Genomic DNA, 25,745 nt, shown 5'->3' with positions numbered 1-25,745 from the left:
CGGCGGCGCGCAGTTGCGCCCGCCGCCGCCGCAGGGCTTACATCTTCTGCGGTGCCGATACGCCGATCACCGCGAGGCCGTTGGCCAGCACCTGGCGGGTCGCCGCCAGCAGCGCGACGCGGGCGTCGCGGGTGGCGGCGTCGTCGACCAGCACGCGCTCGGCATTGTAGAACGAGTGAAATTCGCCAGCGAGATCGCGCAGGTAGAACGCAACCGCGTGCGGCGCCAGTTCTTCGGCGGCATGAGACAGCATGTCGGGGAACTCGGCGAGTTTTTGCAGCAGGGCCATCGCGCGCTCGCTCGACAGCGGCGTGAGATCGACCGACGGCAGCAGCACTTCGTCGGCGTTAAAGCGCGACTTCCATTCGTTCAGCACCGAACAGATCCGCGCGTGCGCGTACTGCACGTAGTACACCGGGTTCTCGTCGTTCTGCTTCAGTGCGAGATCGATGTCGAACACGAACTGCGTATCGGCCTTGCGCGAGATCAGGAAGAAGCGCACCGCATCGCGGCCGCGCCGGATGGTGGCCTCGTCGAGCTGGTCCAGCGCGGCTTCCGAGCCCGGTGCTGCGCCACCCGACCATTCGATCAGATCGCGCACCGTCACGTAGCTGCCCGCGCGCTTCGAGATCTTCACTTCCTCGCCGTCGCGCATCACGGTGACCATCTTGTGCAGGATGTAGTCGGGGTAGCCTTGCGGGATGCCGATGCCGAGGCCCTGCAGGCCGGCGCGCACCCGCGCGATCGTGCCGTGGTGATCCGAGCCCTGCACGTTGATCACCTTGGTGAAGCCGCGTTGCCACTTGGTGACGTGGTACGCGACGTCCGGCACGAAGTAGGTGTATGTGCCGTCCTGCTTGCGCATCACGCGGTCTTTGTCGTCGCCGTCATCCGTGGTGCGCAGCCACAGCGCGCCGTCCTGCTCGTAGGTCTTGCCGGCCTTGATCAGCGCTTCGACGGTCTGGGTGACGCGGCCTTCCGTGTATAGCGACGACTCCAGATAGTACTGGTCGAACACCACGCCGAAGGCCTGCAGGTCCATATCCTGCTCGTGGCGCAGATAGGCCACCGCGAAGCGGCGGATCGCGTCGAGATCTTCGATATCGCCGGCGCCGTGCACCGGCTCGCCATCGCTTGCTGCGACGGTGGCGCCGTTCAGGTAGTCATGCGCGATGTCGGCGATGTAGTCGCCGTTGTAGGCCGATTCGGGCCAGCCGGCGTCGTCCGGTTTCAGGCCGCGGGCGCGTGCCTGGGTGGACAGCGCGAGGGTCTGGATCTGCACGCCCGCGTCGTTGTAGTAGAACTCGCGGTGCACGTCATAGCCCTGCGACGCGAGCACGTTCGACAGCGCATCGCCAAGCGCGGCCTGGCGGCCGTGGCCGACGTGCAGCGGGCCGGTCGGGTTGGCCGATACGAACTCGACCAGCACGCGCTTGCCGGCTTCGCGTTGCGAGCGGCCGAATTCGGCCTGCTGGGCGAACACTTCAGGCACCACCGCGCGCTTGGCGGCCGGTGCGACGCGCAGATTGATGAAGCCCGGGCCCGCGACATCGGCGCTGTCGACCAGACCTTGCGCCTGCGGGTGCGCGAGCAGTGCATCGACGATCTGCTGCGCGAGCTGGCGCGGATTCACGCGCAGCGGCTTGGCGAGCTGCATCGCGACGTTGCAGGCGACGTCGCCGTGCGCGGCGACCTTCGGGCGTTCGAGGACGATTGCCGGAACCGTGAAGGCGGCCTCGGCGGCGCCTTCGGTGGCCTGGGCGACTTGCTTCACGGCGTCGCCGAGCAAGGTTTCGAGAATGTGTTTGTGTGCAGGCAGCATGCTTGTTGCGAGTCCAGTGGAGCAATCCGGGTACGGCTGGATGCGCCGGGTAGATGATTCGGATGCGGTGATTCGGTTGCGGTGGTTGCCCGCGCGGCGGGTGCGGCGTGTTCGGCATCCGGGCGCGGCACGGCGGGCGCAAGGTGCTGTTTCCGCGCCATCTCGCGCTTTCTCGCGCCTTCCGTGTAGCAGGCAGATCTGCGCTTTCCGCGTTAGAAGCAGATTTTAGCAGGTGCTAATATGTTCCAATGCGTGTCCAGTCAGATTGCGCGCCCGCTACCTCGCTGGGTATTGGGTCGGGGTGCCGGGTTCGGGCTGTCGGCTCGAGCCGGTATTCAGGCGCAAGCGGCGCGGCTCGCAGTTGTTTGGCCACGCGCGAGTCGCCAACAAAACGAAAAGGGAGCAGTCATGTTGATCACTTTCAAGTGTCGAGCCGCGCCGGACGTGGTGATGTTGGAAAATCTGGCCCAGTACCTGGTGGGTATTATCGGCAAGCGGCTTGGCGAGCGCGGCGTCATCACGCATGACGAACTGCCCGCCGCGATCTCGAAGCTCGAAGCGGCGGTCGCCACCGACAAGCAGGAGCGCGCCGAACACGAAGGCCACTTTCACGAGAATGAAGAAGGCCACGAACATCACGAGATTCCGATTGGCCTCGCGCAGCGCGCGTATCCGTTTCTCGACATGATGCGTGCCGCGCAGAAGGAAAATTCGGACATCATGTGGGGCGTGTAGCGCGGCTGATGCCCGGTGCGAAGAGCGGTGGCGAGTTGCGTTGCTCTGCGTCGTGGATGCGCTGAGTGTGGTTTTGCTGAGTAGCCGAATATAGGAGCCTGCGTTGCCGAGATGGCAACGCAGGCTCTTTTTTTAGCCGGTCTTCGCGTCGTGTGTCGTAGCGTGCTTGCCGCTTGCCGCTTGCCGCTTGCCGCTTGCCGCTTGCCGCTTGCCGCTTGCTGCTTGCCGCACGCCCGGCGCACGCCCGGCGCGCTGCGGTTCACTACTGCTGGCTGGCGCCCGACGGTGCGGCGGCCGGTGTCGAAGCGCCTTTCTTCGGCTTCTTCTGCTTCGGTTTTTTCGCGCGATGTTCGATCGGCGGCGAGTACGAACTGACCGCGCTCGAGCCATTCGGCGCCTGCGGTTGCGCTACCGCGAGCGTGGTGGTGCCTGCGACAAGCGGCACGACCGCCATCATCAGCGTCAGCTTCTTCATACGATTTTCTCCGGGACGGTTGCAACGTAAGCGGCCGGCGCGTTTCTGGCGACGCGTCCGGTGGGGTGAAGCCGTTGCAGTTTACAAAGCCGAAACCTGAATCGCGGCAAATCTTCAGGCTTTGGCTGCCGATATAGTGGAGCGCCGCCGCGGGACCGCGGGCGGCTTATATCGCCGGGAAATGATGCAGGGCGCAGGCACGAAGCACAGGCGCGCAGCGCGCGGTAGACGCGCGCTGCGGGCGCGAGGTTACAGCAGCGGCGCGAGCGCGCGCTCGGCGTCCGCCTTCGACAGCGCCATCCGCTGTGCGTAGTCTTCCAGCTGATCGTTGCCGATCTTGCCGACCGAGAAATACGTGCTGTCCGGATGCGCGAGATAGAAGCCCGACACGCTCGCGGCCGGCAGCATCGCCAGCGATTCGGTGACGCTCATGTCGACTTCGCCTGCTTGCAGCGCGGCGAACATGTCGCGCTTCACAAGGTGGTCCGGGCACGCCGGGTAGCCCGGCGCCGGGCGGATGCCGCGGTACTTTTCGCCGATCAACTCGTCGTTCGACAGCGTTTCGTCAGCGGCGTAGCCCCACAGGTCGCGCCGCACGCGCGTATGCATCGCTTCGGCGAAGGCTTCCGCGAAGCGGTCGGCGAGCGCCTTCAGCATGATCGCGCTGTAGTCGTCGTGGTCCTTCTCGAACTGCTTTTCCTTCACGTCGACACCGAGGCCCGCCGTCACCGCGAACATGCCGATGTAGTCGGCCACGCCCGAGCTTTTCGGTGCAATGAAATCGGCCAGCGACCGGTTCGGCCGCATCACGCCGTCGACCACCGGGCGCTCGCTTTGCTGGCGCAGGTTGCGCCAGGTCAGCAGCACTTCGCTGCGCGATTCGTCGGTATAGATTTCGATGTCGTCGTCGTTCACCGTGTTGGCCGGCAGCAGCGCGATCACGCCGTTGGCGGTCAGCCAGCGGCCCTGGATCAGCCGAGCCAGCATCGACTTCGCATCCGAGAACACGCGCCGCGCCGATTCGCCGACCACTTCGTCGTTCAGGATCGCCGGGTATGGGCCCGCCAGGTCCCACGTCTGGAAGAACGGGCCCCAGTCGATGTACTGTGCGAGCTCGTTCAGATCGTAGTTCTTGAATACGCGGCGCCCGATGAACTTCGGCTTGACCGGCTGATACGCGCTCCAGTCCACCTTCGTCTTGTTCGCGCGCGCCTGTGCGAGCGTCACCATCGGCTGCGCTTTCTTGTTCGCGTGCTGCTTGCGGATGCGCTCGTAGTCGGACTTCAGTTCGTCGAGGTACTTCGTCGCGCCTTCGTCGGACAACAGGCTCGACGCAACCGATACCGAACGCGACGCATCGGGTACGTACACCACCGGCCCTTCGTAATGCGGCGCGATCTTGACGGCGGTGTGCACGCGCGAGGTGGTCGCGCCGCCGATCAGCAGCGGAATCTTCTTCACGCGGAAGTAGTCGTCGCGCTGCATTTCGGACGCGACGTAAGCCATTTCTTCGAGGCTCGGCGTGATCAGCCCCGACAGCCCGATGATGTCCGCGCCTTCCACTTTGGCCTTCGCGAGAATGTCGTTGCACGACACCATCACGCCCATATTGACCACTTCGTAGTTATTGCACTGAAGCACCACCGACACGATGTTCTTGCCGATGTCGTGCACGTCGCCCTTGACCGTTGCGATGACGATCTTGCCTTTGGCGCGCACGTCGCCGCCCGCTGCGGCGAGCTGGCGCTTCTCTTCCTCGATGAACGGCACGAGGTGCGCAACCGCCTGCTTCATCACGCGCGCCGACTTCACCACTTGCGGCAGGAACATCTTGCCCTGGCCGAACAGATCGCCGACCACGTTCATGCCGTCCATCAGCGGCCCTTCGATCACGCCGATCGGGCGACCGCCGCTGGCGGCGATCTGCTGACGCACTTCTTCGGTATCTTCGACGATGAAGTTCGTGATGCCGTGCACCAGCGCATGCGCGAGGCGTTTTTCGACCGGCTGGTTGCGCCACTCGAGGTTTTCTTCGCGTTTGGCGGCGCCGGTCTTGAACTTGTCGGCGCTTTCCAGCAGCCGGTCGGTGCCGTCGGCGCGGCGGTTCAGCACCACGTCTTCGACGCGCTCGCGCAGTTCGGCGTCGAGATCCGCATACACGCCCAGCTGGCCCGCGTTGACGATGCCCATGTCCATGCCCGCCTGGATCGCGTGGTACAGGAACACGGTGTGAATCGCCTCGCGCACCGGGTCATTGCCGCGGAACGAAAACGATACGTTCGACACGCCGCCGCTCACCTTCGCATACGGCAGGTTCTGCTTGATCCAGCGTGTTGCGTTGATGAAATCGACCGCGTAGTTGTTGTGCTCTTCGATACCCGTTGCGATCGCGAAGATGTTCGGATCGAAGATGATGTCTTCGGGCGGAAAGCCGACCTGATTGACGAGCACGTCGTACGAGCGCTTGCAGATCTGGGTCTTGCGCTCGAAGGTGTCCGCCTGGCCCTGTTCGTCGAATGCCATCACGACGGCCGCGGCGCCGTAGCGGCGAATCAGCTTCGCGTGATGGAGGAACGCTTCCTCGCCTTCCTTCAGCGAGATCGAGTTCACGATGGCCTTGCCTTGCACGCACTTCAGGCCCGCTTCGATCACCTCCCACTTCGACGAGTCGATCATGATCGGCACGCGCGCGATATCCGGTTCCGACGCGATCAGATTCAGGAAGCGCACCATCGCCGCCTTCGAATCGAGCATCGCCTCGTCCATGTTGATGTCGATCACCTGCGCGCCGTTTTCGACCTGCTGGCGCGCGACTACCAGCGCCTCGTCGAACTGGCCGTTCAGGATCATGCGGGCGAAAGCCTTCGAGCCGGTCACGTTGGTGCGCTCGCCAACGTTGATGAAGAGCGTCCCGGTGGTGACGTTGAACGGTTCGAGGCCAGAGAGGCGCAGCGTGTGATCGGTCATGGCGTGCGGTTCAATGCGTGAGCGGTTGGCGTGGCGAGCGGTGACGGGGAGTAGCGGCTAATGGTGCGTAGTGGTGCTGGCGGCGTCAAGCGTCCGAACGTGACGGGTGTGACGGGCGTGACAAGGGTCACACGGCGGCGCGTCCGGGAGCTGTGGGTGCCTGGCGTACTGGTGCACTTGTGTACGTCAAGCCGCATCGCGATAGTGCGACGGCCACTTGCGCGGCTTCACATCGGCGAGCGACTTCGCGATCGCCGCGATGTGCTCGGGCGTCGTGCCGCAGCAACCGCCCGCGATGTTGACGAGACCCGCATCGGCGAATTCCTTCAACAGCCGCGACGTGTCGGCCGGCAGTTCGTCGAAGCCGGTGTCGCTCATCGGGTTCGGCAGGCCGGCGTTCGGGTAGCACGACACATAGGTATCGCACAGCTTGGCCAGCTCCGCGATATAAGGGCGCATCAACGCGGCGCCGAGCGCGCAGTTCAGGCCGAAAGTCAGCGGCTTCGCGTGGCGCAGCGAATTCCAGAATGCCTCGACGGTCTGGCCCGACAGGATCCGGCCGGATGCATCGGTGACGGTGCCGGACACCATGATCGGCAGACGCTCGCCGGTGTCTTCGAACAGTTCGTCGAGTGCGAACAGCGCGGCCTTCGCATTCAGCGTGTCGAAGATGGTTTCGACCAGGAACAGGTCCGCGCCGCCTTCGAGCAGCGCTTTGGCCTGCGCGTAATAGGCGGCGTGCAGTTCGTCGAAGGTGACGTTACGGGCGCCCGGATCGTTGACGTCCGGTGAGATGCTGGCGGTTTTCGGCGTCGGCCCGATCGCGCCGGCGACGAAGCGCGGCTTGTCCGGCGTCGAGTATTTGTCGCATGCGGCGCGCGCGAGCCTGGCCGACGCAAGGTTCATTTCCGCAACCAGGTCTTCCATGCCGTAGTCGGCCTGGGCTACCGTGGTCGCGCCGAACGTGTTGGTTTCGACGATGTCCGCGCCCGCGGCGAGGTATTGCTCGTGAATCTCGCTGATGATCTGCGGCTGCGTGATCGACAACAGTTCATTGTTGCCTTTGACGTCGCGCGGGAAGTCATTGAACCGCTCACCGCGGTACTGTGCTTCGCCTAGCTTGTAGCGCTGGATCATCGTGCCCATCGCGCCGTCGAGAATCAGGATGCGTGACTTGAGCAGGTCGGGCAGCGCGGTGCCGCGCGTGTAGGCGGCGCTGGACGAAACGGTCGGAGCGGACGTGGCGGTCGAAGCGGTCGAAGCGGCGGGCTGGTTCATGGCAAACGTGGGCGGGTGCCGGCTTTTCATCAGGGAACTCGACATTGTAGTCGCAGCGGCGCATAGCCGCTGTCGCAGGTTACGAAATGCACACGGAAGGACGCACGAAGCCGCCTGCGTAAAACGTTCACAAGCCGTGCAGCAAATGAAAAGCCCCGCCCGGCATAACCGGACGGGGCTGGAATACAACGGGTGTCGCCGCGGCGAGCCTTAGTGCAGGATGACTGGTTGATGCATCAGGCTATCGAATTGCCCGAGGAACTCGTCTACTTCGTCGAGCGACGGTTCTTCTTCGATTAGCTTCTGGACGTGCTCGCGGAAGCTGGCCGCCATGGCACCGTCGATGTAAATCTCGCGCTGCGTATTCTTGTCGACGATCTCGTAACCACCTGACTTCATCGCGATGTGGCCGTCTTGCGGCGGGAACTCAACGACACAATAGTTGGGGCTGTTGTAGATCATTTGCATGGCGACACTCCTTATTTCCGTTGGCTCCTGGCCAGTCATGCACCGAACGTGGAGCGTTTGGCGTGGAATTCAAGGGGTGGGTCCGGATGACGCTGGCATTTCTTCCGGACCTGCTGGGTTAGACCTCTTTGCGCAGAAACGTTTCGCGTAATGCGGTAAAGCGCTTCGACTGCTCGTCGCGTGCAAGGTGCGTTGCATCCAGGACTTCGAACCGCGCACCTGCGTTTGCAGCGGTTATCGGCTTCGTAGCAGCAGGAGACGTGCCCGTAGCGTGAAGCCGGTTACTGCCTGCGTCGGTCTATGTACTTGCGCCAGTCTAACGTGCCGGTGGAAATCGCGCAGCGCGGCGTGCCGCAGGCGTGCGCGTGGCCTGCAGATGCGCCGCGCTGCGCGGGTCGACGCCGCGGCGTCACATGCGCTGCGCGTGATGGTTCGACCAGAAGCTTCTGCTTCCGAAGGCAGATTCGACCACACGGCGCTCAGGGCTTTCCATAGTCCGGGCCGGGATCGGCGACCGGCGATGCCGGCGTATCGGAGGCGCCGTCGGCCGCCGGGCTCGGAGCGATCGGGCTTGCGGCGGGCGCGTCTGCTGCGCGGCTGTCGGTGCTGGACAACTGTCCGCGCCACAACAGTTCGACCTGTGTGCCGTTCGGTTCTGTCTGGACAAACCGTACGGGCAGCCAGCCGAGCGACGGCGCGAGCCATACGTCGAGAAGCCGCTGATCGCCTTCATGACGCGGCAGCCGCGTGAAATGCCGCGCATCGATGAAGCCTTGGTCGGTTCGCACCGTTTCGTCACCGATCGTTTCGATCGGCCAGATTTCCCCGCTGTCGTTGTCGGTCACGTAGAACTGACGTGTCACGCCCGGTTTGTACGCGCCGGGATCGCCGCGCACGAGGCTGGCGAGTTGCATGATCATGCTGAAACGGTCCTGTGAGCCGTCTTCGAGGGCCAGTGTCTTCGGTGTGCGCGTGAACACGATCTGCTTCGTTTCGCGGTTGAAGACCGTCACATCCTGGCCGCGCCGGCCATGCGTTTCGACATATTGATCGGGGGCAAGGCCGAAAGCGTCAACGCGGCCGTGGCTGGCGTAGCTATAAGTGCCGACGAACGGCAGCGGCACGGCAACCACCAGTTGATACGTGTGGCCATCGCTTGCCCAGTGAATCGTACCGGGTTGATTGCGCACGCCGTTGTAAAACGTATCGTATTGAAGGTCGCCCGATGGCGGCACTGAAAATTTGACGCCCGGCGCGGCTTGCGGTGCGGTGCCTGTGCTGCTCGCGGCGCTGGGAGCGCTTGCCGTACCCGGTCCGCTCGCAGTGTTAGCAGCGCTTGCTGCGTTTGCAGTGGAAGCGCTTTGCGTTGCGGGTGGAGTGCTCGCCGTTTCACTTGCGGCGGCCGCCGGCGCGGGCTCGGCCACATTCGGCCGCGCCTGTTGCACCGGCTTGACGGCGCTCAGCACATGCTCGCGCGGCGCCGGCGAGCGCGGTCTGGGTGCCGGTGCGCGCGCCGCTGCTGCTGCAGGTGTCTGAGTGGGCGTTGCGGGCGTTTGCTCGATGCGTTCCGGCTTCAGCAACGCCACTTGCACAGGAGTGTGTTGCGCATCAGCCGGTTTGAACGTAACGCGATGTCGATCGAACCACTGCGCCGCAAACCAGTGCGCACCTATCACCGTGGCAAGCACGACTCCCCAGCGCCAGCGCGGCGTGCGACGCAGCGCGGCCGAATGCGGCAACGGATCGGATGGACGTGCAGCGGAAGAAGACGACATCGAGGCGACAGGTTTCCCGCAGGCAAAGATACGACAGCGTAGTGACGTGGCAGACGAAGCAGACGATTCGACAACAGCATCTAAAACAGCATGTTCGACAGCGGGCAGCGTGTTGATGTTACGGTGACACGGTGCACTGTGTGCCCGTGACACGCAACATCCGTGACGCATAGTGTCCCATGCTCGAGCGATCGACGAACCGTTTCGACTGCGCGCTGCCCATGTGTGTTCCGGCGCCCGGTCCGGTATCGTGAATCGGCGTGCCGCTCAGCGCGGTGTCGGGCTGTAGCCGAGCTCCCACGACAATTTCCGTGCGCACTCGCGCAACGCGAGGTCGACTTCGCCATTCCAGTTGATATCGAATGCGCCCTCGTGGCCTAACGCGATCAGCCCGAGTGCGAGTTCGCCATTCGAATCGAACACCGGCATGCAGAACGCGTGGATGGTCGGCAGCAGCATACCTTCCACGCGCGCGGCGCCATGCGCGCGGACCTCGGCAAGCGCGTGCCCGACCTCGTCCAGATTGCGCGGACCGTTCGCGATCGACGAATGCCGCGTATCGGCAAGCTCACGCTCGATCATCGCAGCGGTCTTGCCGCGCGGCAGATATGCAGCGAACAGCAGCCCGGTGGCGGAGCTGAGCAGCGGCATCACATCGCCGAGTTTCAGCGACGCTTTGGCCGGATAGCTCGATTCCATCCAGTGCACCACCGTCGGCCCCTGGTTGCCCCACACGGCAATGCCGACCGTCAGATCGAGGCCGTCGCGCAACTCCGCGAGCGCTACGCGCGCGAGCTTGACGCCGTCGACCCGTGCGAGCCGCGCGAGCCCCAGTTGCAGCGCGAAGCCGCCGAGTTCGTAGCGGCCGGAGACGGGGTCTTGCGCGACTACGCCCAGACGCAGGAAGCTCACCAGATAGCGATGTGCCTTCGCCGGGCTCATGTCCGCGCGCTTGGCGAGGTCGCGCAGCATCATCGCGCGCGGCTCGTGCGTGAGCACGTCGAGCAGCCGGAAACCCACTTCGATCGATTGAATGCCCGAGCGCAGTTTTTCTTCGCTGCCATCGAGGTTGCCAACCAGGTTGCCGTCGGCGCTGCCGTCAGGACTGTCGCCGGTGTCGTCATCGACGGCATCGTGCGGTTCGGCGGAGGCAGCGGCGGAGCGGGCAACGGGTGACATGAGTGGTCGATGCAAATGTGAAAGGGTAAAAAGCGAGGAAGCGCCTGGACAAGGCGCCTGGCTGGCGTGCCCAGCAGAGCGCCAGCCTTCCTGCGCGCGAGCATTTCGCTATGCCGGTTGGGCCGCGCGGATTCACCATCGTAGAATACATTCCTCCTATCGTCACCCACATGCCTGACTGCCTATGAAACTTGCCACGCTGAAGGACGGCACCCGCGACGGTCAACTGATCGTCGTATCTCGCGATCTGCAAACCGCCGCCGTCGCCGATGCGATCGTCGCGACCCTGCAACGCGCGCTCGACGACTGGCGTTTTTACGCGCCGCAACTGCGCGAACTCTACGACGCGCTGAACCAGGGGCGCGCGCGCCACACCTTCGCGTTCGAAGCGAAGCAGTGCATGGCGCCGTTGCCGCGGGCGTTCCAGTGGGCCGACGGATCGTCGTATGTGAACCATGTCGAGCTGGTGCGGCGCGCGCGCGGCGCGGAAATGCCGCCCGAGTTCTGGTCCGACCCGCTGATGTACCAGGGCGGCAGCGACGACTTCATCGGCCCGAAGGACGACATCGTGTGCGCATCGGAGGCCTTCGGTATCGACTTCGAGGCGGAGCTCGCGGTGCTGACCGGCGATGTGCCGATGGGCGTGAAGCCCGACCAGGCATTGAAGAACGTGCGGCTTGTCACACTTGTCAACGATGTGTCGCTGCGCAATCTGATTCCCGCCGAACTCGCGAAAGGCTTCGGCTTTTTCCAGAGCAAGCCTGCCACTGCGTTTGCGCCGCTCGCGGTGACGCCCGACGAACTCGGCGACGCGTGGCGCGAAGGCCGTGTGCATCGGCCGATGATCGTGCATTGGAACGGCAAGAAAGTCGGCCAACCCGATGCCGGCACCGACATGGTGTTTCACTTCGGCCAGTTGATCGCGCACGCGGCGAAGACGCGCAATCTGCGTGCAGGCAGCATCGTCGGTTCGGGCACGGTGTCGAACAAGGATGCCAAACGTGGCTACTGTTGTATTGCGGAGAAGCGTTGCCTCGAAACGATCGAGCACGGCGCGCCGCAGACCGAGTTCATGAAATACGGCGATACGGTGAAGATCGAGATGTTCGACGAAGCCGGCAAGTCGATTTTCGGCTCGATCGAGCAGTCGGTCGCGCCGCTCGCCGACGCCTAGCGAAAGGGTTTCGCCCGATAGCAAGGGCGCCGCGCGCCGCTACACTGACGTTCGCGCGAGCGGCGCTCGGGTCGCGCATGCAACCGGTACCGACAAGCTAAAACAGACAAACAGGAGACCCGCATGCGGCGCTTGCCATGGTTTGGATTGCTGTGGACGCATCGGGTGTTGCGCGGTGGGCCGCGGGCTGCCGCGCTGGGCGGCGCGTGCAGTCTGTTGCCGGGGTTGGCACTCGCGCAGGTGAAGATCGGCCTCGTGTTGTCGCTGACCGGACCGGCCGCGTCGCTCGGCATTCCGGCGCGCGACACTGTCGCACTGTTTCCGAAGGAAATCGCCGGGCAGAAAGTCGAATACATCGTGCTCGACGACGCATCCGATACCACGCAAGCGGTACAGGACACCAAAAAGCTGATCAGCGAAAACCACGTCGACGCGATTATCGGTTCGTCGATCACGCCGAACACGCTCGCGATGATCGACGTGATCGCCGAAGGCGAGACGCCGACTATCTCGCTCGCCTCGTCGGCGAAAATTATCGAGCCGGTCGACGCGAAGCGCCGCTGGATGTTCAAGACGCCGCAAACCGATGCGATGATGGCTTCCGCAATCGCCGAACATGCGAGCGAGCACGGCGTGAAGACGCTTGCGTATATCGGCCAGGCCGATGCGCTCGGCGAAACCTTCTATGCCGAAGTGGCGAAGTTCGCGCAGATTCATCACATCGGCGTGGTGGCGAATGAACGCTTCAATCGCACTGACCCGAGCGTCACCGGCCAGGTGCTGAAAATTCTCGCCGCGCATCCCGATGCGGTGGTGGTCGGCGCAGCCGGCACGCCTGCCGCGCTGCCGCCGAAAACGCTGATCGCACGCGGCTTCAAAGGCAAGATCTACCATAATCATGGGGTCGGCAATAACGATTTCCTGCGTGTGTGCGGTGCCGATTGCAACGGCACGTTCCTGCCGGCGAGCCCGGTGCTGGTCGCGGCGCAATTGCCTGCGGATCATCCGGCGCGCATGCTTGCGCTCGACTACATCAAGCGCTTCGAAGCGCAACGCGGACCCAACAGCGTGTCGGCATTCGGCTCGTACGCGTGGGATGCGAGCATGCTGTTGAATCAGGCGGTGCCGGTCGCGCTAAAAAGCGCGGCGCCCGGTACGCCCGAATTTCGCCGCGCACTGCGCGATGCGCTCGAAGCGACGCACGCGCTTGCGGATACCAATGGTGTCGTCAATATGAGCGCGACCGATCACCTTGGCCTCGATCAGCGCGCTCGCGTGATGGTGCAGATCCGCGACGGCAAGTGGGTGTATCAGCCGCGCTGAAACGGCGCGCAGCGCGGCGGCTGCAGGTTTCGTTTGCGTCGGGTATGGGCGGCGGCGAGATGCATGTGAAGGTCACGTCGGCCGCTTCGTCAACCAGCCGTGGAATGGGCGTCAAGCCCGGGGTGGAAGGTGGAATGCCATGTCACACGAAGCGCATAGCAACGATCCTGCGTTTTACGCGCACTATCAGTCGTTGCGGGTGCGGCGGCATCCGCACGGTATCCTCGAGATCATCATGAGCGGCGAAGGCGCGAACCGCAGCGCGCTGGCCACCGCCGACGCGCGCATGCACCGCGAACTCGCGGAGATCTGGCGCGACGTCGACCGCGATCCGGACACGCGCGTGGCGGTGATCCGCGGTGAGGGCAAGGGCTTTTCGGCGGGCGGCGATCTGCACCTGGTCGAGCAGATGGCCACCGACTTCGCGGTGCGCACGCGCGTGTGGCGCGAAGCGCGCGACCTCGTGTACAACGTGATCAACTGCAGCAAGCCGATCGTGTCTGCGATGCATGGGCCGGCGGTCGGCGCGGGCCTCGTTGCGGGATTGCTCGCCGATATCTCGATTGCGGCGAAGTCGGCGCGCATTATCGACGGTCATACGCGGCTCGGCGTCGCGGCGGGCGATCATGCGGCGATCGTCTGGCCGCTGCTGTGCGGCATGGCCAAGGCGAAGTACTACCTGTTGCTGTGCGAGCCGCTGAGCGGTGAAGAGGCCGAGCGGATCGGGCTGGTTTCGCTGGCGGTAGATGAAAACGATCTGCTGCCCAAAGCATTCGAAGTGGCGCAAAAGCTCGCGCACGGTTCGCAAACCGCGCTGCGCTGGACCAAGTACGCATTGAACAACTGGCTGCGTTCCGCCGGGCCGACCTTCGATACGTCGCTGGCGCTGGAATTCATGGGTTTTGCCGGCCCGGATGTGCGCGAAGGCGTGACGTCGCTGCGCGAGCGGCGCCCGCCGCAGTTCCCGGACGGCCAGGCATGAGGGCCGGTGGGCGCGCCCGCCGGGCTCGCAAGCCGCACCCTGTGCCGACCGCAAAAGTGGATGGAACATGCGTGCTTCGTGCTGGTTTGGTATTGTTGCGGCGCTTTCTTTCTACTGTGCCGATTAGCTTGTCCCATTAGCCGCGAGGAGCTCGATATGACCGATGCACCCGGATCCACCCCGCCCTTTCCCGGCTTTCCCGGTTTTCCGCCGGCCGAAATGCTCGACCGGATGTGGGGCATGATGCGCCTCACGCCGTTCGGCTCGGCCTTTCCGGGCGCGCAGCCGGGCGCCGCGCAAGGCCTCGTGCCATCGTTGTCGATGATGTCCGACATGATGGCGCCGCTCACCAATGTCGAAGAGCTCGACAAGCGCATCACCGACATGCGCGCCGTCGAGCAATGGCTGAAGCTGAATCTGAACATGCTGCAGTCGGCGATCCAGGCGCTTGAAGTGCAGCGCGCGACGCTTGCGACGCTGCGCGCATTCGGCGCGTTTGCGCAGTCGTCGATGGCGCAGCCGGCCGCCGGCACGGCGTCGTCCGACTCCGCCGCGGCCGCGCCGGGCTTCGCAGCCGGCCCGGACACGCGCGCCACGCCGAACGCCGGCGCGGCGCCGGAAGCCGGCGACACGGCCGCGCCACCGGCGTTCGATGCGTCAGGCTGGTGGAATCTGCTGCAGTCCCAATTCAATCAGATTGCCCAGTTCGCGATGACGCAGCCTGGCGCCGCGGGCGGCGCAACGGGCGACCAGGCGGCCGCGGCAGGCGCGCCGGCTGCTGACGACGAGCACTCCGCGCACGGCAAAGGCGCTGCAGAAGAAACCAGCGCCAGCGGCGACACGCGGCATGCAGCAGCAGCAAAGCCGGCGACGGCAAAGCGGCCGGTTGGCGCGAAGCGCGCCACTGCGCCGGCGTCGAAGAAGGGCTCGGAGCGGCCGGAATGATGCATTCCGGCTCGCGCAGCGGCGCAGCCAAAGCTGACGGTTGACGATGCGCGGCTGGCGGCCGCGCCGCTTGACGCGGCGCGGCATCCGGGTGGTCCGTCGCGCGCGACGAGCCGGCCGGCCGCGCGCAGTTTTCTTGCTCTGCATCAACGGCACCGTTAATCGGTTTATCATGCCGGCGCCGTTGCGAATTTGCGTCAAATACGCGTGCTATCATGGGTGTAAGGTTTTTCTAACCCGCGAGCCCGCACGAACAGAACAATTCAGCGGCCGCAGCGCGCAGGCAAGATCTGCGCAGGGTTCGATACTGCGGCGTTGCGCCGCAGACCAGCTTGACCTCAGGCATAGGGTCTCCCTCACCCACGGTTGGGCGCGTATTGCGATACGAAGCAGCGAGGTGTGCGCAGTATCAGGCGCAAGATCCTGCTTTTCGCAAGCGCTTAAAACGCCGCTGGTATTTCTTTGCCACAGTTTTTCCAGGCACCGATTACCGCGTAAAATTGCGTGCTGCGCTGACGAAGGCGCGGTTTTCGTTCGTCAGCAGCAACAGTAGTCAATGTAGCAACAACCGCGGCAGCCGCAGCAATCGCAGTACCAGACAGACAACAGACGTCGCCTTGCGCAGAACAGGGGTGGGATGATGAACACCATGCTTTATCCGGAACTATATAAATCGCTTGAATCTGTCCGATGGGACATGGAAAAAGACATCCCGTGGGACAAGTTCGATGCGGCGCTGCTCACCGACGAACAGGCCGCGACGATCAAGATGAACGCGATCACCGAATGGTCCGCGTTACCCGCCACGGAAATGTTCCTGCGCGACAATCACCACGACAGCGATTTCTCCGCGTTCATGAGCGTGTGGTTTTTCGAAGAGCAAAAGCATTCGCTGGTGTTGATGGAGTATCTGCGTCGCTTCAAGCCGGACCTCGTCCCGACTGAAGACGAACTGCATGCGGTGCGCTTCGAGTTCGATCCGGCGCCGCCGCTCGAAACCCTGATGCTGCATTTCTGCGGCGAAATCCGTCTGAATCACTGGTACCGCCGGGCTGCCGAATGGCATACCGAACCGGTCATCAAGCATATTTACGAAACCATCTCGCGCGACGAAGCGCGTCACGGTGGCGCATATCTTCGTTACATGAAGAAGGCACTCGTCAATTTCGGCGACGTCGCGCGTGCTTCGTTTGCGAAGATCGGTGTGCTGATGGCGTCGGCGCGCCGTACCGAAAAACCGCTGCATCCGACCAACCTGCACGTGAACCAGGCGCTGTTCCCGCGCGATACCGTGCAATCGCGTCTGCCCGATCCGGAATGGCTCGAGCGCTGGCTCGACGAGCAGATCCTGTTCGACGACGGCTGGGAGAAGAAGGTGGTCGAGCGGATCCTGCACAATCTGTCGGTGCTGTTCGAGCGCACCTTCAACACCGCGCAGGAATTGAACCGCTATCGCAAGGAAGTGGTGACGCGGCTGCAGGCCGCGGCCGACCAGCAAGGTACGGCGCAGCAACCTGCGTAAAACGGATGCGCGCAAAGCGCAGCGACGGCCCGGCGGGCGTGAGTCCAGCCGGGCCGTTTTGTCTTCAAGGCCATGCGCCACGCAAACAGCCGAAGCGCTTTGCTGCCATTCCCGGCCTTGCCGCAATCTTTGCCGAGGTCGACTCGCACCGTGTATCGTGTGCGGCACCCTGACCGCTTTCCGCTGAATTCATCGCCGAATCCACCATGACCGCTTTCTTCGAACGCAAGCTCACGACGCGCGACGCACTTGCCCAACTCCGCCCGACGCTGTCCGCACCCGTGGTGTTCACCAACGGCGTCTTCGACATCCTGCATCGCGGCCACGTCACGTATCTGGCGGATGCCAAAGCGCTAGGCGCATGCCTGATCGTCGGCGTGAACAGCGATGCGTCGGTGCGGATGCTCGGCAAGGGCGACGATCGCCCGATCAATCGCGAAGACGACCGGATGGCGCTGCTCGCCGCGCTGGAAAGCGTCGACTGGGTGGTGCGTTTTGACGAGCGCACGCCATTGGCGCTGATCGAAGCGCTGCACCCGGACGTGCTGGTGAAGGGCGGCGACTACGACATGGACGTGCTGCCGGAATCGGCGTTGGTGCGCGGCTGGGGTGGCCAGGCGCTGGCAATTCCGTTCGAGCATGACCGCTCGACGACTGCGCTGCTGAAGAAGGTCCGTGCGCAGCAGCCGGGCCAAGGCTGAAGGCTGACATTGACGCACACGCGCGGCATACCACCGCCGCGCTTACTTATGGCGCCAGCGCCGACGCCGCAATCGGCGCGACCGGCGCCGGGCCGCCGACCACCGCCTGATCCTGCGCATCGGCAGCCGACATCGGTTGCTCGCGCAGCCATTCCGGGCGAATTTGCCGGTTCAGGTGATACGACTCGCGCGGGCCTGCGGCCGGCGTCGCTCCGAACATGCCTTGAGCAGCGGCGAACGCCACTGCATTGGCGATGACGAGCAAGGTGATCAGCCAGCGCAGCATCGGTGAAATCTCCGTCGTGAGGGGTGAGGTGCCGCTGGCAGATTCTAACTACCTGCGCTGACCGGCGACACTATCCGCTGCGATCAGTGCGAGCCCCGACAGTACGAGCGCATCGTGTTGCGTGAACGGCACCTGCAAGCTTCCGGTCACCTCGCCGGCCGCGCCGCCGCCCACTACCAGCCGCACCGGCGTGCGCCACTGCTCCTGCAGGCTGCGCCAGACCCGCTCGACGAACGCCGCTTGCGCGGTCGCGCAGCCCGCCGCGATGGCGTCGCGCGTGTTATCCGCGACGAGCGAAACATGCGGCGTGGGTGTGGCTGCCATCGTAGCCGCAGGTGTGGACGGCTCGGTGTCTGCGAGCGGATCGCGCGGATCGAACTGATCCTGCGCCAAAAGCGTCGGCAACTGCGCGGTATGTTCGCCCAGCGAGCGCATCATCAGCGACCAGCCCGGCGTGATCAATCCGCCGGTAAACGTGCCGTCCGCGCGCAGCGCTTCCAGCGTCGTCGCGGTGCCGAACGTCGCCACCAGCAGATCTTCGCCGGGAAACGCCGTGTGCGCGCCAATCATGCCGGCCCAGCGGTCGCTGCCGAGCGACGCCGGCGCTGCGTAGCCGTTGCGCACGCCGCACTGCTGCGCGGCGGCGCGCACCGTCGTGCGCGGCAGATCGGGCCAGTAGGCATCCAGCAGGGTGTCGATGCGCCGGGCGACTGCCTCGCCCGCCACATTCGAAATCCATGCGCTGCCGGGCGTGGCGGGCAGTTCGCTCCACGCGGGCTCGTGCTCGGCTTCGAGCGGATCGCCGACGCCTTTCACCAGCAAGCCGCTATGCGTGAACGCGCCGCTGCGCAGCGGCGCCCCATCGGCCTGAACCAATGCCCATTTGACGCGGCTATTGCCGGCATCGATCAGTAGAAAGAAGGGGCCGCTCATGACGCCTGCCGTTGTGCAAGCCGCAGCGACACGTCGCCGGTGGCGATGGTTTCGCGGCCGGTTGACGTGTCGAGCAGCAACTGGCCGCGTTCGTCGACACCGGCCGCAACACCGTGGCCGATCTCGACGCCTTGTTCATACAGCACCACTTCGCGCCCTGCATACGCATGGCACGCGTTCCAGCGCGGCTGGAATGGCGCGAAGCCTTCCGTCGCGAAGCGCTGCAGCGCCGGTTCGAGCGCGTTCAACTCGGCGGCGAGCGTATCGGTGAGATTCGCGTTGGGCAGCGCGCGCGACAGCGCCGTCGGTATTGCTCCGCGCGCCTGTTCGGGCACACCCGCATTCAGCGCGCCGACTTTCGCGGCCAGTTCGTCGGCGCCATTCACATTGGTACCAATGCCGATCACGACCGCGCTTGCATCCGCGGTGCTCCACGCGGTTTCGATCAGGATGCCGGCCAGCTTGTCGCCTTCGAGCAGCACGTCGTTCGGCCACTTCAACGCGATCTGGCCGGGGCCGGCCACCGGCAGCGAGCGCAGCCCTTCGACCAGCGCAACGCCGACCGCGAGACTCAAGCCCGCCAGCCCCTCGAGCGGACACGGCAGCACGCAGGCCACCGAGAACAGCAGCGCATTGCCGGGTTCCGCATACCACGGCCGACCGCGCCGGCCGCGGCCGGCCGTCTGCAGGTAGGCGACCCGCACGATCGGCCGCTCGAGCGCGCCGGCTTGGCGCGGCAGCGCTTTGACCCGGGCCATCAGGTCGGCGTTGGTGGAGCCGGTCTCTTCGACGATTTCGATCGGCCAGTCGTGGGCGGCGGCGCCAAACAGCGCAACGGCGCGCGCACGATCGATGCGCCAGTCGTTCGCGGGGGCGGCCTCAGGTGTGCGAGAGGATGTCATGCCGCGTATTGTAGCCACAGCCACCGGCCTGAGGCGGCGGACCACCAGGGCCGATGCGCAGTGTGTTCGATACAATGCGCGTAATCCGACCACGACCCTCCAGCGCCTTGAACTACGACACTCCGCCCGGCCTTGAAGTCGCGGCAGGCAGACAGGGCAAGATCGTCCGGCTATCCGGCCAGTGGACCGCGCTCGCGCTCGCGCGCGACCGCGAGCAGGGCCGTGCGCTGCCGCGTTTGCGCGAACTGCTCGGCACCGACAAGATCGCGCAGTGGGATCTGTCGCGCATCGACCGCATGGATCACGTTGGCGGCCAGGCGCTGTGGCGGATCTGGGGCTACCGGCTACCCGCCAATCTGGTTGCGCTGAACGACACGCAGCGCGATATCTTCGACCGTATCGCGCTGCTCGACTCCGCGCGCGAAAACCCGGAGAAGGTCGAACACTTCGGCCCGATCACGCGGCTCGGTCTGCGCATGTTCGAGTTCTTCGAGCATCTGTACGGCGGGATCGCGATGTTCGGGCGCGTCGTGCTCGATCTGCTGGCGATCGTGCGCAACCCGAAGATCACGCCGTGGAAGGAAATTTCGGCGAACGTCTACTACGCGGGCGCGCAGGCGCTGCCGATCATCGCGCTGGTGGCGTTCCTGATCGGTATCGTGCTGAGTTATCTGTCTGCGCAGCAATTGCGGCTGTTCGGCGCGAACCAGTTCATCGTCAACATTCTCGGGCTGTCCGTGATCCGCGAGCTGGGGCCGGTGCTGGCGGCAATTCTGGTGGCCGGGCGCTCCGGTTCGTCGATCACCGCGCAGATCGGCGTGATGCGTGTTACAGAAGAACTCGACGCGATGCGCGTAATGGGCATCCCGCACGGTCTGCGGCTGATCCTGCCGCGCGTGATCGCGCTCGCGATCGCGATGCCGCTGCTGGTGATGTGGACCAACATCGTCGCGCTGGTCGGCGGCGCGCTCGCGGCGAAACTGGTGCTGCAGATCGACGTCGCCTATTTCGCGCGCTCGCTGCCGACCGTCGTGCCGGTCGCGAACCTGTGGATCGGGCTCGGCAAGGGCGCCACTTTCGGCATGCTGATCGCGCTGGTCGGCTGCCATTTCGGCTTTCGCATCAAGGCGAATTCGCAGAGCCTCGGCGAAGGCACGACCACTTCGGTGGTCACCTCGATCACCATCGTGATTCTCGCGGACGCCGTGTTCGCGATCATCTTCCAGAACGTGGGGCTGTCATGATTGCGCCGCTCACTCATGCCGTACGGGACCAGCCGCTGCCGGAGATCGCCGAAACGGTGATCGAGGTGCGCGATCTGACGAAACGCTACGGCCGCAACATCGTGCATCAGCATCTGAATTTCGACGTGCGACGCGGCGAGATCGTCGCGATCGTCGGCGGTTCGGGCTCGGGCAAGACCACGCTGATGCGGCAGATTCTCGGCCTCGAGCGGCCGACGTCGGGCACCATCAAGGTGTTCGACCGCGATACGTCGACCGTCGACCCCGAAGAGGCGAATCTCACACGCAGCCGGATGGGCATGCTGTTCCAGCACGGCGCGCTGTTTTCGTCGCTGTCGGTGTTCGACAATATCGCGCAGCCGCTGCGCGAACTCGGCAAGGTGCCGGAAGACCTGCTGCGCGACATCGTGATGCTGAAGCTCGAGATGGTCGGGCTGCCGTGCAAGAACGCGTCGAAGATGCCGGCCGCGCTGTCGGGCGGCATGGTCAAGCGGGTCGGCATCGCGCGCGCGATCGCGCTCGAACCGGAGCTGCTGTTTCTCGACGAGCCGACCGCCGGCCTCGACCCGCAGGCGTCCGACGAATTCGTCGAGCTGATCAGCGCGCTGCATCGCGCGCTCGGCTTGACGGTGGTCATGGTGACGCACGATCTCGATACGATGGTCGCGCTGTCGACACGCGTCGCGGTGCTGGCGGAGCGCCGCGTGCTGGTGGCAGCGCCGGTCGAGGAGGTGGCGGGTGTCGATCATCCGTTTATCCGCGAATACTTTCTCGGCCTGCGCGGGCGTCTCGCACTGCAAGGGCTGTCGGCGGAACGTCGCGCGAAGTTGCCGGCCGAGGCGATGGAACCGGCCTGCGACGCGATCCCGCTGAAGACCGCGATGTAAGCGGGGAACCTGGGGAACCTGACGATGGAAAACAAATCCCACGCCTTCTGGGCCGGGCTCTTCACGGTGGCACTGGCGCTGGCGATCGCCGCGGCGGCCGTGCTGTTCAATGTCGACCGCTCGGTACGTGTGCCGTACGACCTGATCGCGCGCACCAACGTGACCGGGCTGTATGCGGACGCGGCGGTGCGCTATCGCGGGCTCGACGTCGGCAAGGTGCAATCGCTGAAGTTCGACCGCGACCATCCCGGGCAGATCGTGATCCGCATCCTGGTGGACAAGCGCGCGCCGATCACCCATTCGACGTTCGGCAGTCTCGCATTGCAGGGCGTGACCGGCATCGCGTTCGTGCAGCTGGACGACACCGGCAAGGATGTCGCGCCGCTTGCGTCGTCCGACAAGAACGTCGCGCAGCTGCCGTTGCATCCAGGGCTGCTCGACCAGCTGCAAAAGCGCGGCGACATCCTGTTGCGCAAGCTCGAGAAGGTCGCGACCGACGTCGACGACATCCTGTCCGGCGATATGCGCAACCAGCTGCTGGCGACTGCCGCAAGCCTGCAGCACGCGGCCGACGGCGTGACGTCGCTGACCCAGCAGATCGCGCCGGCCGCCGGCAAGCTGCCGCCGACGATGGATCAGCTGAACCGCACGCTGGCGTCGACCAACGAGCTGATCACCAGCCTGAACCGCTCGAACGGGCCGCTCGAGTCGAACCTGAACAAGGTCGGCACGGCGGCGCAGCAGGCGGGCGACGCGCTGACGTCGATGAACGAGTCGCTGCAGGAGATCTCGTCGCGGGTCGGCTACGACACGCTGCCGCGCGTCAACTCGCTCGCCGACGACGTGCGCACCGCGGCGCGCTCGATCGACCGCGCCGCCGACACGTTCAGCGATAACCCGCGCAGCGTCCTGTTCGGTCCGCCGAAGCCGACGCCGGGGCCGGGCGAGCCGGGCTTCACGTGGCCGCAAGGCGGCGCGCAAAAATGATCTGAAGAGGAAACGCATATGTCACGCTCGATCAATCGCTTCGTTCCGCTTTACACGGCGCTTGCCGCGTTGCTCGCGCTTGGCGTGCTGGCGGGATGCGCAGGCAATCCGGCGGCACTCGCCGATATCCGTTACGACCTCGGGCCGCCGCCGCAGGCGGGCGGCACCAGCCCGATGCCGATGGTGAAGGTGCTCGAGGTCAGCGCGCCCGAGACGCTCGGCACCGACAAACTGATCTACCGGCTGAGCTATGCGGATGCGCAGCGCACAGCCGTCTACGCGACCAGCCACTGGACCATGCCGCCCGCGCAGTTGCTGACGCAACGGCTGCGCGCGGCGCTGTCGACGCGCGGTACGGTGCTGACCGGCGCCGACGCGGTGCATGCGCCGGTACTGAAAGTCGATCTCGAGCAGTTCGAGCAGGACTTCGACGGGCAGTCGCAAAGCCACGCGACGGTGATTGCGCGCACCACGCTGACGGCTAACGGCAAGGTGGTCGGCCAGCATACGTTCGTGGCTCGTGCGCCGGCCGATACGCCGGACGCGGCCGGCGGCGCGCGCGCACTCGCTACCGCGAGCGACGATCTCGTTGCGCAGATTGGTTCGTGGCTCGGCATGCAGGCGCTGGTCGCGACTCAATGAGCGGCGCAACGGGCGACGCAATGAGCCGTGAAATGAGCCGTGAAATGAGCGGCGCAGCGTGCGCAATGAGCGACGCTACAAACCGCACAACGCGCGAAGCAACGAGCAACGCGATGGGCGCCGCAACGGGCGACTCAATGAGCCGCGCAACGGGCGACGCATTCAGCGACCCAGCAGGCGCCGCAGCGACCCACGCGCCGCACGCCGCGCGGAGCGCCGCATGACCGACAAGCCGTGGCAGCGCCGGCCATCGGCGTTCGCACGGCAGGCGCTCGCGCTCTACACGGCGCTGATCGTGTACGGCTCGTGGTACCCGTTTTACGGCTGGCGCTCGCTCGGCCTCGGCCCATTCGACTTTCTCACCGATCCGCTGCCGCAATACCTGACGCTGTTCGACGTCGTCACGAACGTGCTCGGTTACATGCCGTTCGGCGCACTGGTGGTGCTGGCGCTGTATCCACGCATGCGCGGCGCGCTGGCGGTCGGGCTCGCGTTTGCGGCCGGCGCACTGCTGTCGGGCGTGATGGAGTCGGTGCAGACCTACTTGCCGACGCGCATCGCCTCCAATCTCGATCTCGCGTCCAACGGCCTTGGCGCGCTGGTCGGTGCGACGCTGATGTCGCCGGCCACCGGCGCGCTGCTCGATCGCGGCATGCTGCGCCGCATGCGCTTCCTGTGGTTCGAGCGCGATAGCGCGGCGGCGCTATGCCTCGCCGCGTTGTGGCCGTTTGCGACGATGTTTCCCACACCGCGCCTGTTCGGCGTCGGCGACTGGCCGCGCACGCTGTGGCTGCGCTTCGATGCGAGCATGCAGGATGCGCTGCTCGCATGGACGCCCGCGGCGTGGCACCTCGCTTCGTGGCCCGCGCGACTTGGCAGCTGGTTGCCTGACGACGGCTGGGAAGCCTTGATCACCGCGCTCAGCCTGTTCGCGGCCGGCGCGTTCGCGTCGCTGCCGATGCGCGCCCGCGCACCGCGCAGGCTGTTGTTTTGCGGCTTTGTGCTGTTCACGCTGGCGGTCAAAACGGGCGCGACCTTTCTGCAATCGCAGACCGGCCTGGTGTTCGACTGGGCCACGCCCGGCGCGTTGCTCGGCCTGCTGTGCGGCAGCGCGGCCGCATTGGGCGTGCTCAGGCTGCCGCTCGCGTGGCGCGCCGCGCTGGCCGCAGTGGCGCTCGCCGTCGCGCTCGCGCTGGTCAACCTGCTGCCGGTGAACCCCTATTTCGACGTGGTGCTCGCCGACTGGCGGCAAGGCCGCTATCTGCACTTCAACGGCCTCGCGCGCTGGCTCGCGTGGACCTGGCCGTATGCGGTGCTCGTGTGGCTCGCGTTTTCCGCCGAGCGCGCGTGGCTCACGCGCCGGCGTGCACGCGTCGCGAAGTAGCGCTCGCTATAATCGGCCGGGTCACCTCGGGTTCGCGCGCGCAGGTTTGGCGTTTGCTGCGCACTTCAGGTCTGTGCTTTCAAATCTATTGCGGCCATTCCCTACATCATGGAATCGTTCTTCAAATACCACGTCTTCTTCTGCCTGAACCAGCGCGAGCCCGGCGCAGACCGGCCGAGCTGCGCGAACTGCGGGTCCCAGGAGATGCAGGAATACGCGAAAAAACGCGTGAAGCAGCTCGGCATCTCCGGGCCCGGCCAGGTGCGCATCAATAAATCCGGGTGTCTCGACCGCTGCGAGGAAGGGCCGACCATCGTCGTCTATCCGGAAGGCACGTGGTACACGTACGTCGACAAGAGCGATATCGACGAAATCGTCGAATCGCATTTGGTGCACGGCAAGGTGGTCGAGCGCCTCAAGATCGACCGCTAGGCTTTAGCAAAACAACACAATGAACGCTCAAACGCAGAAATATCTGATCGACGGGCCGGTCGGCAAGATCGAGGTCGCGCTCGATCTGCCCGACGGCGACGCGCGCGGTATCGTGCTGATCGCGCATCCGCATCCGCTGTTCGGCGGCTCGATGGACAACAAGGTCGCGCAGACGCTGGCGCGCACCTTCGTGCAGCTGAAGTACATCACGTATCGTGCGAATTTCCGCGGCGTCGGTGCGACGCAAGGCGAGCATGACAACGGCATCGGCGAACGCGACGACCTGCACGCCGTGCTCGACCATATGCGCGCGCAGCCGGGGCAGGGCGAGCTGCCGCTGGTGCTCGCGGGCTTTTCGTTCGGCACGTTCGTGCTGTCGCACGTGGCCGCGAAGCTGCGCGACGAGGGCCGGGCGATCGAACGGATGGTGTTCGTCGGTACCGCGGCGAGCCGCTGGGAAGTCGCGCCGGTGCCGGACACGACGCTTGTTATCCACGGCGAAATCGACGACACCGTGCCGATCAAATCGGTGTTCGACTGGGCTACGCCGCAGGAACTGCCGGTGGTGGTTATTCCGGGTGCCGAACATTTCCTGCACCGCAAACTGCATGTGCTGAAGCGGGTTATCGTCGACGCGTGGCGTTAGGCGCGGGCCGCGCATCGCGTATCGAGGTGCCCCCGCCGGCTCGCGCGCCGCGTATT

The 25,745-nt window shown here is 65.1% G+C and carries 24 protein-coding genes; 14 read left to right on the top strand and 10 right to left on the bottom strand.

All coding sequences use genetic code 11. The features are described 5' to 3' along the window. Nucleotides 1-37: 37 nt before the first annotated feature. On the bottom strand, nucleotides 38-1,822 hold the full coding sequence (argS, locus tag ACYVNQ_RS24875; RefSeq protein WP_460905656.1) for an arginine--tRNA ligase: 1,785 nt from the start codon (nucleotides 1,820-1,822) through the stop codon (nucleotides 38-40). 408 nt (nucleotides 1,823-2,230) lie between these two features. On the opposite strand from argS, the gene ACYVNQ_RS24870 reads away from it, so the two are divergent. Further along, nucleotides 2,231-2,557, top strand: a complete 327-nt coding sequence (locus ACYVNQ_RS24870) for a DUF1840 domain-containing protein (protein ID WP_460905653.1) — start codon at nucleotides 2,231-2,233, stop codon at nucleotides 2,555-2,557. Between the two features lie 262 nt (nucleotides 2,558-2,819). Here the strand turns inward: ACYVNQ_RS24870 and ACYVNQ_RS24865 are convergent, their stop codons facing one another. The 6 genes from ACYVNQ_RS24865 to ACYVNQ_RS24840 all read right to left on the bottom strand — a co-directional run bounded on the left by ACYVNQ_RS24865 (nucleotide 2,820) and on the right by ACYVNQ_RS24840 (nucleotide 10,699). Continuing rightward, nucleotides 2,820-3,032, bottom strand: a complete 213-nt coding sequence (locus tag ACYVNQ_RS24865) for an acid-shock protein (RefSeq protein WP_460905650.1) — start codon at nucleotides 3,030-3,032, stop codon at nucleotides 2,820-2,822. A 249-nt stretch (nucleotides 3,033-3,281) separates the two neighbouring features. Then, the gene (gene metH / locus ACYVNQ_RS24860; RefSeq protein WP_460905648.1) at nucleotides 3,282-5,999 is read right to left on the bottom strand and encodes a methionine synthase; all 2,718 of its coding nucleotides are present in this window, start codon (nucleotides 5,997-5,999) and stop codon (nucleotides 3,282-3,284) included. Between the two features lie 186 nt (nucleotides 6,000-6,185). Further along, nucleotides 6,186-7,277, bottom strand: a complete 1,092-nt coding sequence (locus ACYVNQ_RS24855; RefSeq protein WP_460906091.1) for a homocysteine S-methyltransferase family protein — start codon at nucleotides 7,275-7,277, stop codon at nucleotides 6,186-6,188. A 210-nt stretch (nucleotides 7,278-7,487) separates the two neighbouring features. Next, nucleotides 7,488-7,745, bottom strand: a complete 258-nt coding sequence (locus ACYVNQ_RS24850) for a BTH_I0359 family protein (RefSeq protein WP_460905645.1) — start codon at nucleotides 7,743-7,745, stop codon at nucleotides 7,488-7,490. Nucleotides 7,746-8,224: 479 nt separating this feature from the next. Then, on the bottom strand, nucleotides 8,225-9,520 hold the full coding sequence (locus tag ACYVNQ_RS24845; RefSeq protein WP_460905642.1) for a DUF3108 domain-containing protein: 1,296 nt from the start codon (nucleotides 9,518-9,520) through the stop codon (nucleotides 8,225-8,227). A 267-nt stretch (nucleotides 9,521-9,787) separates the two neighbouring features. Beyond that, nucleotides 9,788-10,699: an IclR family transcriptional regulator gene (locus tag ACYVNQ_RS24840; protein WP_460905639.1), complete on the bottom strand. Its 912-nt coding sequence runs from the start codon at nucleotides 10,697-10,699 to the stop codon at nucleotides 9,788-9,790. A gap of 184 nt (nucleotides 10,700-10,883) precedes the next feature. On the opposite strand from ACYVNQ_RS24840, the gene ACYVNQ_RS24835 reads away from it, so the two are divergent. From ACYVNQ_RS24835 to rfaE2, 6 genes are all read left to right on the top strand, one after another. Then, on the top strand, nucleotides 10,884-11,873 hold the full coding sequence (locus tag ACYVNQ_RS24835; protein ID WP_460905636.1) for a fumarylacetoacetate hydrolase family protein: 990 nt from the start codon (nucleotides 10,884-10,886) through the stop codon (nucleotides 11,871-11,873). A gap of 123 nt (nucleotides 11,874-11,996) precedes the next feature. Continuing rightward, entirely contained in the window at nucleotides 11,997-13,196 is a 1,200-nt protein-coding gene (locus ACYVNQ_RS24830) for an ABC transporter substrate-binding protein (RefSeq protein ID WP_460905633.1), read from the top strand. A 139-nt stretch (nucleotides 13,197-13,335) separates the two neighbouring features. Continuing rightward, nucleotides 13,336-14,178 carry an enoyl-CoA hydratase/isomerase family protein gene (locus tag ACYVNQ_RS24825; protein ID WP_460905630.1) on the top strand — a complete coding sequence of 281 codons (843 nt, stop codon included), beginning with the start codon at nucleotides 13,336-13,338 and terminating at the stop codon, nucleotides 14,176-14,178. A 156-nt stretch (nucleotides 14,179-14,334) separates the two neighbouring features. Beyond that, on the top strand, nucleotides 14,335-15,123 hold the full coding sequence (locus ACYVNQ_RS24820) for a PhaM family polyhydroxyalkanoate granule multifunctional regulatory protein (protein ID WP_460905627.1): 789 nt from the start codon (nucleotides 14,335-14,337) through the stop codon (nucleotides 15,121-15,123). 640 nt (nucleotides 15,124-15,763) lie between these two features. Next, complete coding sequence (locus tag ACYVNQ_RS24815) at nucleotides 15,764-16,645, top strand: ferritin family protein (protein ID WP_460905624.1); 882 nt, start codon at nucleotides 15,764-15,766, stop codon at nucleotides 16,643-16,645. A 206-nt stretch (nucleotides 16,646-16,851) separates the two neighbouring features. Continuing rightward, nucleotides 16,852-17,346, top strand: coding sequence for a D-glycero-beta-D-manno-heptose 1-phosphate adenylyltransferase (rfaE2, locus tag ACYVNQ_RS24810; RefSeq protein WP_460905621.1), 495 nt, complete (start codon nucleotides 16,852-16,854; stop codon nucleotides 17,344-17,346). Between the two features lie 46 nt (nucleotides 17,347-17,392). Here the strand turns inward: rfaE2 and ACYVNQ_RS24805 are convergent, their stop codons facing one another. Genes ACYVNQ_RS24805 through ACYVNQ_RS24795 form a run of 3 tightly spaced genes read right to left on the bottom strand, consistent with a single transcriptional unit; the run spans nucleotide 17,393 to nucleotide 19,467 of the window. Then, nucleotides 17,393-17,632 carry a hypothetical protein gene (locus ACYVNQ_RS24805; protein ID WP_460905618.1) on the bottom strand — a complete coding sequence of 80 codons (240 nt, stop codon included), beginning with the start codon at nucleotides 17,630-17,632 and terminating at the stop codon, nucleotides 17,393-17,395. Nucleotides 17,633-17,680: 48 nt separating this feature from the next. Then, nucleotides 17,681-18,565 carry a type III pantothenate kinase gene (locus ACYVNQ_RS24800; protein WP_460905614.1) on the bottom strand — a complete coding sequence of 295 codons (885 nt, stop codon included), beginning with the start codon at nucleotides 18,563-18,565 and terminating at the stop codon, nucleotides 17,681-17,683. Then, nucleotides 18,562-19,467, bottom strand: a complete 906-nt coding sequence (locus ACYVNQ_RS24795) for a biotin--[acetyl-CoA-carboxylase] ligase (RefSeq protein ID WP_460905611.1) — start codon at nucleotides 19,465-19,467, stop codon at nucleotides 18,562-18,564. The genes ACYVNQ_RS24800 and ACYVNQ_RS24795 overlap by 4 nt, the downstream gene beginning before the upstream one ends. A gap of 107 nt (nucleotides 19,468-19,574) precedes the next feature. Between ACYVNQ_RS24795 and ACYVNQ_RS24790 the strand changes: the two genes are divergently transcribed. The 7 genes from ACYVNQ_RS24790 to ACYVNQ_RS24760 all read left to right on the top strand — a co-directional run bounded on the left by ACYVNQ_RS24790 (nucleotide 19,575) and on the right by ACYVNQ_RS24760 (nucleotide 25,689). After that, a complete protein-coding gene (locus ACYVNQ_RS24790) occupies nucleotides 19,575-20,711 on the top strand; it encodes an MlaE family ABC transporter permease (protein ID WP_460905608.1) in 1,137 nt (378 codons plus the stop codon). Continuing rightward, nucleotides 20,708-21,598 (top strand): ABC transporter ATP-binding protein, encoded by an 891-nt coding sequence (locus ACYVNQ_RS24785; RefSeq protein WP_460905605.1) that lies wholly within the window; start codon nucleotides 20,708-20,710, stop codon nucleotides 21,596-21,598. Before ACYVNQ_RS24790 ends, ACYVNQ_RS24785 begins: the two co-directional genes overlap by 4 nt. A gap of 24 nt (nucleotides 21,599-21,622) precedes the next feature. After that, a complete protein-coding gene (locus ACYVNQ_RS24780) occupies nucleotides 21,623-22,585 on the top strand; it encodes an MlaD family protein (protein ID WP_460905602.1) in 963 nt (320 codons plus the stop codon). An 18-nt stretch (nucleotides 22,586-22,603) separates the two neighbouring features. Beyond that, the gene (locus tag ACYVNQ_RS24775) at nucleotides 22,604-23,227 is read left to right on the top strand and encodes an ABC-type transport auxiliary lipoprotein family protein (RefSeq protein WP_460905599.1); all 624 of its coding nucleotides are present in this window, start codon (nucleotides 22,604-22,606) and stop codon (nucleotides 23,225-23,227) included. Nucleotides 23,228-23,447: 220 nt separating this feature from the next. Then, nucleotides 23,448-24,611: a VanZ family protein gene (locus ACYVNQ_RS24770; protein WP_460905596.1), complete on the top strand. Its 1,164-nt coding sequence runs from the start codon at nucleotides 23,448-23,450 to the stop codon at nucleotides 24,609-24,611. 108 nt (nucleotides 24,612-24,719) lie between these two features. Continuing rightward, nucleotides 24,720-25,043 carry a (2Fe-2S) ferredoxin domain-containing protein gene (locus ACYVNQ_RS24765; protein WP_460905593.1) on the top strand — a complete coding sequence of 108 codons (324 nt, stop codon included), beginning with the start codon at nucleotides 24,720-24,722 and terminating at the stop codon, nucleotides 25,041-25,043. A 19-nt stretch (nucleotides 25,044-25,062) separates the two neighbouring features. Further along, nucleotides 25,063-25,689 carry an alpha/beta hydrolase gene (locus tag ACYVNQ_RS24760; protein WP_460905591.1) on the top strand — a complete coding sequence of 209 codons (627 nt, stop codon included), beginning with the start codon at nucleotides 25,063-25,065 and terminating at the stop codon, nucleotides 25,687-25,689. Nucleotides 25,690-25,745 lie beyond the last annotated feature (56 nt).

Source organism: Paraburkholderia jirisanensis (genome assembly GCF_054782355.1).
The sequence above is the reverse complement of the archived record's forward strand: the minus strand, read 5'-3'. Positions and strand labels throughout refer to the sequence as shown.